We start from the raw sequence: 9,843 nt of genomic DNA on the forward strand, positions 1-9,843 counted from the left end.
AGGCTGTCGGCATGGACGAGACCGACATCCTCAGCCGCATCCACTCGCTGGTGGACGAGGAGCACAAGCTCCGCGAGAACGCCGAGCACACCGACGAGACGCGCGCCCGGATGAGCAAGCTCGAGGCAGACCTGGACCAGTGCTGGGACCTGCTGCGCCAGCGGCGCGCGAAGCGGCAGTACGACGAGAACCCCGACGAGGCCTCCGCCCGCCCCGAGTCGACGGTGGAGAACTACCTCCAGTAGTAGAAGGACCCCGCTGCCCCCCGCGCCTCGCGCGCTCGGCGCGGGCCCCTGCAGCGGGGCCGGAGAAGACCGGAAGAGGCCCTCTTCTACGCCGACCGCTTCGCCGGCCTCCGGTGCTCGGTGCCCAGCAGCGCGAGCTGCCACAGCAACCGGGACCGGGGGTCGGTGAGCTTCCGGCCGGTCACGGTCTCGATCCGGCGCAGCCGGTGCATGACCGTGTTGCGGTGGCAGTACAGCTCGTCGGCCGCGCGGGTGGGCGAGCCGTCGGAGGCCAGGAACGCGGCCAGGGTGTCCAGCAGCACCTCGCGCTCGTCGGCGGGCAGCTCCAGCAGCCCGCCCAGCGACTGCCCCACCAGCCGGGAGCTGATCTCCGGGGAGTTGCGCAGCAGCGCCTCGGGCAGCCGCTCGTCGATGGTGACCACGCTGGTGCTGCCCTCGGGCAGGGTGCGCGCCGCCGTCTCGGCCAGCCGGTAGGCCGACCCGGCGGCCGCGGCGCCCTCGACGACGGCGGAGACCCCGACCGGGCCGGCGGTCATCCCGCGCAGCCAGCCCATCACCTCGCAGCCGGTCAGGCTGCCCAGGGCGACGATCCCCACCTGCGTCCCGTTCCGGGTGCCCCAGACGGAGCGGACCCCGCGCTTGAGCAGCGCGGCCGTGGGTGCCTCCAGCGACGGGAAGCCGTCCGGGCAGGGCAGCGCGACCACCGCCACCAGCCGGCCGTCCAGCGGGACGGCGAGCAGCTCCGACGCCGTCCGCACGAACGCCGGGTCGCCGCCGCGGCCGTCCAGCAACGCGTCGAGGAGCTGCTGACGGGCGCCGTCGTCGACCCCGGCCAGCCGGCGCTGCTCCTCGCGGTAGCCCTCGGCCACGGCGGCGCACTCGGCGTCGTTGGTGCGCCAGACCGACCCGGCGACCTCCAGCAGCAGCGTGTCGTGCCGGTTGCTGCGCCGCGAGACCTCCAGCAGCGCCTCCCACGTCACCTGACCGCCGAGCCGGTAGGCGCGCAGCACCGCCTCGAGCGGGATGCCCTGCGCCGCCCGCCGCCGGCCCACGTCGCGGGCGTCGCGCAGCGAGGTCCGGGCGTTGCCCGACGCGGCGCCGATGAGGCTGTGCAGACCGCGGGCGAGGTTGGCGCGGGTCGTCGCCCGCATCTCCTCCTCGCCGTTCACCAGCGCGTCGCGGTAGGAGGGCTCGCTGCGCACCAGGACGTCGAGCATCCGGTCGGTCATGCCGTCGAGCTGATCGAGCAGGAGCGGGGCCAGCTCCGCCAGCCGGGCCGACACCTCGGGCCGGAACGGTTGCACTCGATCACCTCCTCGTGACGCGTCGCACTCAGCACAACACGCCTGCACGATGACTGTGCGGTCAGCCCATTGTGACGACGGACACTGCCCGGCAAGCTCATACGGACGTACTCGTGACCCAATCGTCGCCGACCGCTCCGCGGGCCGGTCGACGACCCCTCCCCGACGAAGAGGAGCAGTGGGCCCCTTGGCGCAGCCGCCTCCGCACTCCGGCAGCCAGCCTCCCCAGGAAAGAACGCCCACCGCACGGCTCGAGATGAGCGGGATCAGCGTCGCCTTCGGCGGCGTCGCCGCCCTCAGCGACGTCTCGCTGACGGTGGAGCCCGGTCAGGTGCACGGGCTCATCGGCCCGAACGGCGCAGGGAAGACGACGCTGTTCAACGTCGCCTGCGGCCTCGTGCGCCCCTCGGCCGGCCGCATCACCTGGCGCGACCAGGAGCTGCGCCGGCTCCGGCCGAGCCAGCTGACGAAGCTGGGCATCTCGCGCACGCTGCAGGGCGTCGGCCTGTTCGCCGGGCTGACCGTGCTCGAAAACGTGATGATCGGCGCGCACCGGCACGCGAAGGCGGGGTTCTTCTCCGCCCTGTTCGCGCTGCCCACCGCCGACAAGGACGACAAGCTGCTCCGCGAGCGCGCCCAGCAGGCGCTGGTCGAGCTCGGCGCCGAGAGCTACGCAGACCGCTACCCGGGCAGCCTCCCCTACCCGGTGCAGAAGCGCGTCGCCCTCGCCCGCGCACTGGTCGCCGACCCCGAGCTGCTCCTCCTCGACGAGCCGGCCTCCGGTCTCTCCGAGGACGAGATGCACGAGCTGGGCGAGATCATCCGCGGCGTCACGTCGCGGATGAGCGTCCTGCTCGTCGAGCACCACATGGACCTGGTCATGCGGGTCTGCGACCAGATCACCGTCCTCGACTCCGGGCAGCAGATCGCCGCCGGCACGCCGGCCGAGGTGCAGGCCAACCCCGCCGTCACCGAGGCCTACCTGGGCGACGACGTCGACGTCGAGGCCGACGCGGCCGAGCTGGCCCGCACCAACGGAGGGTCGAATGCCTGAGTCGCACGGCAGCACCGCCGTCTCCGCCGGTGGCGGTACCGCCACCGCCCCCGGCACGGCGCTGCTCGAGGTCCAGGGCCTCACGTCCGCGTACGGCCCCGTCCGCGCCCTGGACGGCGTCACGCTGAGCGCCGAGGCCGGGAGGATCACCGCCGTCCTCGGGGCGAACGGCGCCGGCAAGACGACGCTGCTGCGCACGATCAGCGGCCTGGTCCGCCCGCAGGCCGGCACGGTCCGGCTGGGCGGCGAGGACATCACCAAGGCGCCGGTCGAGGCCATGGTCAGCAAGGGCATGGCGCACGTGCCGGAGGGCCGGGGCGTCATCGCCGAGCTGACCGTCGACGAGAACCTGCGCGTCGGCTCGCTGTTCCGCGGCAAGGTCGCCAAGAGCGAGTACGACCGCGTCTACGACATCTTCCCGCGCATCGCCGAGCGGAAGAACAACGCCGCGCACACGCTCTCGGGCGGCGAGCGCCAGATGCTGGTCATCGGCCGGGCGCTGCTGGCCCAGCCGCGGATCCTGCTGCTCGACGAGCCGTCGCTGGGTCTCGCCCCGCGGATCGTCGCGCAGATCTTCGGGCTGCTGCGGCAGCTGGTCGACCGCGAGGGCCTGTCGGTGCTGCTCGTCGAGCAGAACGCCCGCAGCGCCCTGTCGGTCGCCGACGTCGGCGTCGTCCTCAACCTCGGGAGGGTCGTCGTCACCGACCAGGCCCGCACGTTGATGGCCGACGAAGGCCTCCGGCACGCCTACCTCGGCTTCTGACCCGCCCGCCGCCCACGGTTCAGGAAGGCACACTTCGTGCAGCAATTCATCAACATCACCCTCTCCGGGTTGGTCGAGGGCATGATCTACGCCGCCTTCGCCCTGGCCCTGGTGCTGATCTGGCGGTCCACGCGCATCGTCAACTTCGCGCAGGGCTCGATGGCCGCGGCCACCACCTTCGTCGCGCTGGCCCTCATCGACAACGGCCAGTCCTACTGGGTGGCGTTCGTCGTCGCGCTGATCAGCGGCTTCGTCCTCGGCGCGATCGTCGAGCGGGTGATCATCCGGCCGGTCGAGGGCGGCCCCGAGCTCAACGCCGTCATCGTGGCGCTGGGTCTGTTCGTGGCGCTGCAGGCGCTGATCGCCGTCATCTTCGGCTCGTCGTTCCAGTCCTTCCCGACGCCGTTCGGCGTCCGGGGCTTCGAGGTCGGCGACACCACGATCGCCGTCACGCCGACCAGCCTCTACATCATCGGCTCGGTGCTGATCGTGATGGCGCTGCTGGTCGCGCTCTTCCGCTTCACCCGCATCGGCCTGGCCATGCGGGCGTCCGCCTTCAGCCAGGAGGTGTCCCGGCTGCTGGGAGTCCGCGTCGGCCGGATGCTCACCCTCGGCTGGGCGCTGGCGGCGGTCGTCGGGTCGCTCGCGGGCCTGCTCATCGCCGGTGGCGAGTTCGTCTACCCGGCCTACATGGACAGCCTGATCGTGTTCGGCTTCGTCGCCGCGGTGCTGGGCGGCCTCGACTCCCCGGTCGGCGCCATCGTCGGCGGGCTGCTGCTCGGCCTGGCCCTCAGCTACGTCAGCGGTTACCTCGACAGCGCGCTGGTCAACGTCGCCGCGCTGGTGATCCTGATGATCGTCCTGCTGGTGAAACCCGGCGGGCTGTTCGCCAGCAGCGTCGCGCGGAGGGCATGACGATGACCGACCCCCAGACCCCCACGACCGTCGACGGCGCGGCGACCCTGGCCGCCACCGACGAGGCGCCGCTGACCGCCACGGCCGCCGCCAACGCGCCGTCCGCCCAGGCGGCCGGTGGCGGGCGCTCCTTCCTGCCGAAGTCCACCCTGCTGCGGCACCTGGTAATCCTCGTGCTCTGCGCCGTGGGCGCCGTGATCCTCCTGGAGATCACCAGCCCGTTCCAGAACTCCCAGCTGGCGACGCTGTCCTACTACGCCATCGCCGCCGGCGGCCTCACCGTGCTCACCGGCCTCAACGGTCAGATCTCGCTCGGCCACGGCGCGCTGATGGCCGTGGGCGCGTACACCACCGCCCTGTTCCTCCAGGAGCGCGAGGCGGCGCTGCCGCTCCCGCTGATCCTGCTGGTGGCCGTCGTGATCGCCACCGCGGTCGGTGCGCTGGTCGGGGTGGCGGCCGCGCGGCTGCACGGCCCGTACCTCGCCGGCGCCACGCTGGCCCTCGCGGTCGGCCTGCCCGGCCTGGCGCTCTACTTCGACTCCGTCCTCGGTGGCGAGCAGGGCCTGCGCGTGCGGGCTCCGCAGGCCCCGGAGGTCTTCGACGACTTCATCGGGTTCGTCTCGGGCAACTCGCCGACGAACACGAAGTGGCTGGCCTACGTCGGGGCGATCTGCCTGCTGATCACGTTCTTCCTGCTGGCGAACCTGGTGCGCAGCCGGATCGGGCGCACGTGGCGCGCGGTCCGGGACCAGGAGGTGGCGGCCGAGCTGGCCGGCATCAACCTGGGCGCCTGGCGGGTGCTCGCGTTCACGGTGAGCGCGGCCGCCGCCGGTCTCGCCGGCGGGGTGCTGGCGCTCGTCGTCCGCCTCGCCGCCCCCAGCGGGTTCACGCTGGTGCTCTCGCTCTCGCTGCTGACCGCGATCGTGCTCGGCGGTCTGGGCAGCCTGCTCGGCGCGCTGCTCGGCTCGGCACTGCTGGTCTTCCTGCCGCCCTGGGTGACCAACGTCGGCGCCGACTTCGGCCTCGACAACACCGAGGCCGCCCAGCTCGCGCCCCTCGTCTACGGCGTGGTCCTGATCGTGGCGATGATCTTCGCCCCGGCGGGCTTCGTCGGCACCGTCCGCCTCCGCTGGCTCACCTACCGGGCGAAGCGGCGGATGGCGGCGGCCCGCGCCTCGAGCGGGGGGTGAGGACGACCCGATCCGTCTGCCCCACGCAGCGCACTGCCGATAACCAGACTCCCGGGCACCGACGCCCGGGCCGCACCAGAGGAGAACTGTTGTCCAGATCCTCCCGACGTCTCGTGTCCTTCGTGGCCGCAGCAGCCGTCGTCTCCACCGTCGCCGCGTGCGGTGGCGGCAACGACGACAGCGGCGGCGGTGGCGGTGGTGGTGGCGAGAACGAGGCCTCCGACATCGGTGTCACCGAGGACTCCATCAAGATCGGCTCGCACTACCCGCTGACCGGTGTCGCGGCACCCGGCTACAGCGAGATCCCGACCGGTGTCCAGGCGTACTTCGACTACGTCAACGAGAACGGCGGGGTGTACGACCGGCAGATCGAGTGGATCTACCGCGACGACGCGTACAACCCGACCAACACCAGCCAGGTCGTGAACCAGCTCGTCCTCGAGGACGAGGTCTTCGCGATCATGGGCGGTCTCGGCACCCCGACCCACAGCGCCGTCCTCGACTTCCTGAACAGCGAGGGCGTGCCCGACCTGTTCGTCTCCTCGGGCTCGCTGCTGTGGGGTGACGACCCGGAGGCCAACCCCTACACCTTCGGCTGGCAGACCGACTACGAGAGCGAGGGGAAGATCATCGGCCAGTACATCGCCGACGAGTTCCCCGACGCCAAGGTCGGGCTCTTCCTCCAGGACGACGACTTCGGCGAGGACGGCGAGGCCGGCATCCGCCAGTACCTCGACGAGGACCAGATCGTCGCCGCGGTGCGCTACACGCCGGGCAACACGAACGTGGCCCCGCAGATCTCCGAGCTGCAGGCCGCCGGGGCGGACTTCGTCGTCGGCTTCAACGTGCCCAGCTACACGGCCCTGTCGCAGCTGACCGCGCTGCAGCTGGGCTACCAGCCGGAGCAGTGGTTCTACTCCAACGTGGGGTCGGACCCGACGCTGGTCGGCTCGCTGCTGGCCCGCTTCTCGCAGGGTGCGGTGAGCGACGCCAGCCTGCTCGACGGCGCGCTGACCACCGACTACCTGCCGACGATCGACGAGACGGACAACCCGTGGGTCCAGAAGTTCCAGGAGATCTGGGACGCGTCCGGCCAGGAGGGTGAGCTCACCAACTACCGGATCTACGGCATGAGCATGGCCTACACGATGGTGCAGGCCCTGCAGGCCGCCGGTCAGAACCCGACCCGTGACGGCATCGTCGAGGCGATCGAGACCGCCGGTGCCGACTGGGAGGGTCCGGTCCTCGCGCCGTTCCGCTACTCGGCCGACAGCCACATGGGCACCAGCGGCATGTCGATCACCCGGATCGTCGGGACGGGCTCCGAGGAGGTCGTGCCGGTCCAGATCACCGACATCGGTGACGCGGAGATCGAGGAGTTCGACGGCGAGCCCGCGTCCCCGCCGGAGAACGGCATCCCGGACGAGGAGTCGGTCGTCGACTAGCAGTTCGCACCACGCACGCGGGCCGTCGGTCCCCTTCGGGGGCCGGCGGCCCGCCGCCGTTCCGGGACCGTGCCGAAACACTTCAGCTCCGAAGTGTGTGCACCTGCGCGCCGGGTAGGAGGCGCCCGACGGCCGCTCCGCTGCCGCGGCGGATCCAGCAGGAAGAGGTCGGCATGACCCACGAACCGAACATCGTGCGCGAGGCCCGGACGATCCGGCGGGCGGTGGTGACCGGTGGCGCCGGCTTCCTCGGTTCGCACCTGTGCGAGCACCTGCTCGACCGCGGCGTCGAGGTCGTGTGCCTGGACAACTTCCTCACCGGGTCCCCGGAGAACGTGGTGCACCTGATGGAGCACCCCGGCTTCCGGCTGGTCCGCTGCGACGTCACCGATTTCGTGCACGTGCCGGGCCCGGTCGACCTCGTGCTGCACTTCGCCTCGCCGGCCAGCCCCATCGACTACCTGAAGATGCCGATCGAGACGCTCAAGGTCGGCAGCCTCGGCACCCTGCACACGCTCGGCCTGGCCCACGAGAAGGGCGCCCGCTACGTGCTGGCGTCGACGTCGGAGGTGTACGGCGACCCGCTGGAGCACCCGCAGCGCGAGGAGTACTGGGGCAACGTCAACCCGGTCGGTCCGCGCGGCGTGTACGACGAGGCCAAGCGCTTCAGCGAGGCCATGACGACGGCCTACCGGACGTCGAAGGGCACCGACACCGGCATCGTCCGCATCTTCAACACCTACGGGCCGCGCATGCGCCCCGACGACGGGCGCGCCATCCCCGCGTTCGTGGGACAGGCCCTGGAGGGGCGGCGGCTCACGGTGGCCGGGGACGGGTCGCAGACCCGGTCGATCTGCTACGTCGACGACACGGTGCGCGGCATCCTCGCGATGGCCTGGTCGGGGCACCCGGGTCCGGTCAACATCGGCAATCCCGACGAGCTGTCGATGCTGGAACTGGCCGAGCGGATCGTCGCCATGACCGGGTCGTCCTCGGAGATCGGCTTCATCGACCTGCCGATCGACGACCCGAAGGTGCGCCGCCCGGACACCACCCGCGCCGAGCAGCTGCTGGGGTGGCGGCCGACGGTCCCCTCCGAAGAGGGCCTGCGGCGGACCGTCGAGTGGTTCGCGGCGCAGCGCGACGGGGCCGTTCTTCGCGCGGTGTGAGCGACACACCACGCACGGTCCGCCTCCGGCCAACTAAGCTGTGGTCCGCGGACTCGGGGGGGCCGCGTCTCCCCGAGTCGACCACAGAGAGCGAGCATGGGCCGCCACGCCGATCCCACTGCCCCGCGCCGCACCGCGCCCCTCCCCCTCCTGATCGCCGCCGGCGTCGTCGTCCTGCTGGTCGCCGGCGGGCTCGTCTGGTGGCTGACCGGGTCGGACGACGGGTGCGACACCCCCGAGGCGGTCGCCGTCACGGTGGCCCCGGAGCTCGAACCGGTCACGGAGGACCTGCTCGCCGACCCGATCGAGCTCGACGGCGGGGGCTGCGCCGAGGCCGAGGTGACGGCGCAGGAGCCGCTGCAGACGGTCGGTGACCTCTCCGCGCTGGAGGCCGACGCGCTACCCGACGTCTGGCTGCCCGACTCCTCGCTGTGGGTCGCGCGCGCCGGCGACGCGCCGCTGGAGCCGGTCGGCAACTTCGCCTCCTCCCCCGTGGTCCTGGGCACCAGCCGCGAAGCGGTCGACGCGCTCGGCTGGGCCGCTGCTCCCCCGGGCTGGGGTCAAGCGCTCGCCGGCGAGCAGGCGCTGGCCGTGCCGGACCTCGCCACCAGCGCCGAGGGGCTGGCCGCGCTCGGCGCCGTCCGCACCGCTTTGGGGAGCGACGAGGACGCGGACAACGCCGTCGTGCAGGCGGTGCTCGCCGCCCAGCGGGGGCCGTCGGTCTCCGCCGCTGACGGGCTGGCCGCGGGCGAGGCCGGTGGCCCGGACGCGCCGCTGGTGCCGGTGAGCGAGCACGAGGTCTACGCCACCAACCAGGCGGCCGACGGCTCGTCGCTGGTGGCGGTGTACCCGACCGAGGGCAGCCCGTCGCTGGACTACCCGATCCTGCAGGTGGGCTCCCCGTCGGACGACGCCGCCGCCGCGGTCGACGCCGTGGTGCGCCGGCTGACGTCCGACACCGCCCGCACGGCCGCCGTGGACGCGGGCTTCCGCGACCGCGACGGGGCCGGGCCGACCGACGCCGCCGACTCCGGCATCCAGCAGGCGGCCCCCGCGGCCCTCGAGCTCGACCCCGCCGCGATCCAGGCGCTGCTGTCGCGGCTGTCGAGCCTCGCCTCGCCGTCCCGCATCCTCGCGGTGTTCGACGTCTCGACGTCCATGGAAGCTCCGGTCGGCGACGGGACTCGCGCCACGCTGGCCCGGGACGCCGCCAAGGCGACCCTCTCGCTGGTGCCCGGTGACTACGCCATCGGGCTGTGGGTGTTCGCCTACCAGCTGGAGAACGGCCAGGACTGGGCCGAGCTGGTGCCCACCCGCGAGCTCGACGCCGACGCCGAGGGCCGGCCGCAGCGCGAGGTGCTCGACACCCAGCTCGACAGCATCCCCGGGCGGCTGACCCCGGGCGGGACCGGGCTGTACGACTCCACGCTGGCCGCGGTGCGCGCGGCCCGGGACAACTACGACCCCACCGCGGTCAACAGCGTCCTGGTGCTCACCGACGGCACGAACGAGGACGACGCGTCGGGTCTGCAGCTGGACGCTCTCCTGCAGACGCTGCGCGACGAGGCCAACCCGGAGCGGCCGATCAAGGTGATCGGTGTCGCGCTCGGCCCGGACGCCGACCTGGCCGCCCTGCAGCAGATCGCCGACGCCACCGCGGGTGCGGCGTACTCCGCGGTCGACCCGGCGGACCTCCAGACGGTGCTCTTCGACGCCCTCCGCCAGCGCGGCTGACAGCCGCGAACCCGCGTCCGCTTC

Annotated in this window: 9 protein-coding genes; 8 read left to right on the top strand and 1 reads right to left on the bottom strand. The window is 72.5% G+C overall.

The window, feature by feature from the left end; genetic code table 11:
- Positions 1 to 11 precede the first annotated feature (11 nt).
- On the top strand, positions 12 to 245 hold the full coding sequence (locus ACI78T_RS06430; protein ID WP_456557250.1) for a DUF2630 family protein: 234 nt from the start codon (positions 12 to 14) through the stop codon (positions 243 to 245).
- 86 nt (positions 246 to 331) lie between these two features.
- On the opposite strand, the gene ACI78T_RS06435 is transcribed toward ACI78T_RS06430, so the two are convergent.
- A complete protein-coding gene (locus ACI78T_RS06435; protein WP_456557251.1) occupies positions 332 to 1,549 on the bottom strand; it encodes a PucR family transcriptional regulator in 1,218 nt (405 codons plus the stop codon).
- A 256-nt stretch (positions 1,550 to 1,805) separates the two neighbouring features.
- On the opposite strand from ACI78T_RS06435, the gene ACI78T_RS06440 reads away from it, so the two are divergent.
- The 7 genes from ACI78T_RS06440 (at position 1,806) to ACI78T_RS06470 (ending at position 9,819) form a co-directional block, all read left to right on the top strand.
- Positions 1,806 to 2,603: an ABC transporter ATP-binding protein gene (locus ACI78T_RS06440; protein WP_456557252.1), complete on the top strand. Its 798-nt coding sequence runs from the start codon at positions 1,806 to 1,808 to the stop codon at positions 2,601 to 2,603.
- On the top strand, positions 2,596 to 3,366 hold the full coding sequence (locus tag ACI78T_RS06445; protein WP_456557253.1) for an ABC transporter ATP-binding protein: 771 nt from the start codon (positions 2,596 to 2,598) through the stop codon (positions 3,364 to 3,366). The genes ACI78T_RS06440 and ACI78T_RS06445 overlap by 8 nt, the downstream gene beginning before the upstream one ends.
- A 36-nt stretch (positions 3,367 to 3,402) precedes the next feature.
- Entirely contained in the window at positions 3,403 to 4,281 is an 879-nt protein-coding gene (locus ACI78T_RS06450) for a branched-chain amino acid ABC transporter permease (RefSeq protein ID WP_456557254.1), read from the top strand.
- Positions 4,282 to 4,283: 2 nt separating this feature from the next.
- Positions 4,284 to 5,471 (top strand): branched-chain amino acid ABC transporter permease, encoded by a 1,188-nt coding sequence (locus ACI78T_RS06455; RefSeq protein WP_456557255.1) that lies wholly within the window; start codon positions 4,284 to 4,286, stop codon positions 5,469 to 5,471.
- 122 nt (positions 5,472 to 5,593) lie between these two features.
- Positions 5,594 to 6,916, top strand: a complete 1,323-nt coding sequence (locus ACI78T_RS06460; RefSeq protein ID WP_456557256.1) for an ABC transporter substrate-binding protein — start codon at positions 5,594 to 5,596, stop codon at positions 6,914 to 6,916.
- Positions 6,917 to 7,089: 173 nt separating this feature from the next.
- On the top strand, positions 7,090 to 8,085 hold the full coding sequence (locus tag ACI78T_RS06465) for a UDP-glucuronic acid decarboxylase family protein (RefSeq protein WP_456557257.1): 996 nt from the start codon (positions 7,090 to 7,092) through the stop codon (positions 8,083 to 8,085).
- A 96-nt stretch (positions 8,086 to 8,181) separates the two neighbouring features.
- On the top strand, positions 8,182 to 9,819 hold the full coding sequence (locus ACI78T_RS06470; RefSeq protein WP_456557258.1) for a VWA domain-containing protein: 1,638 nt from the start codon (positions 8,182 to 8,184) through the stop codon (positions 9,817 to 9,819).
- Positions 9,820 to 9,843: the final 24 nt, after the last annotated feature.

The organism is Blastococcus sp. SYSU D00922 (genome assembly GCF_054050495.1).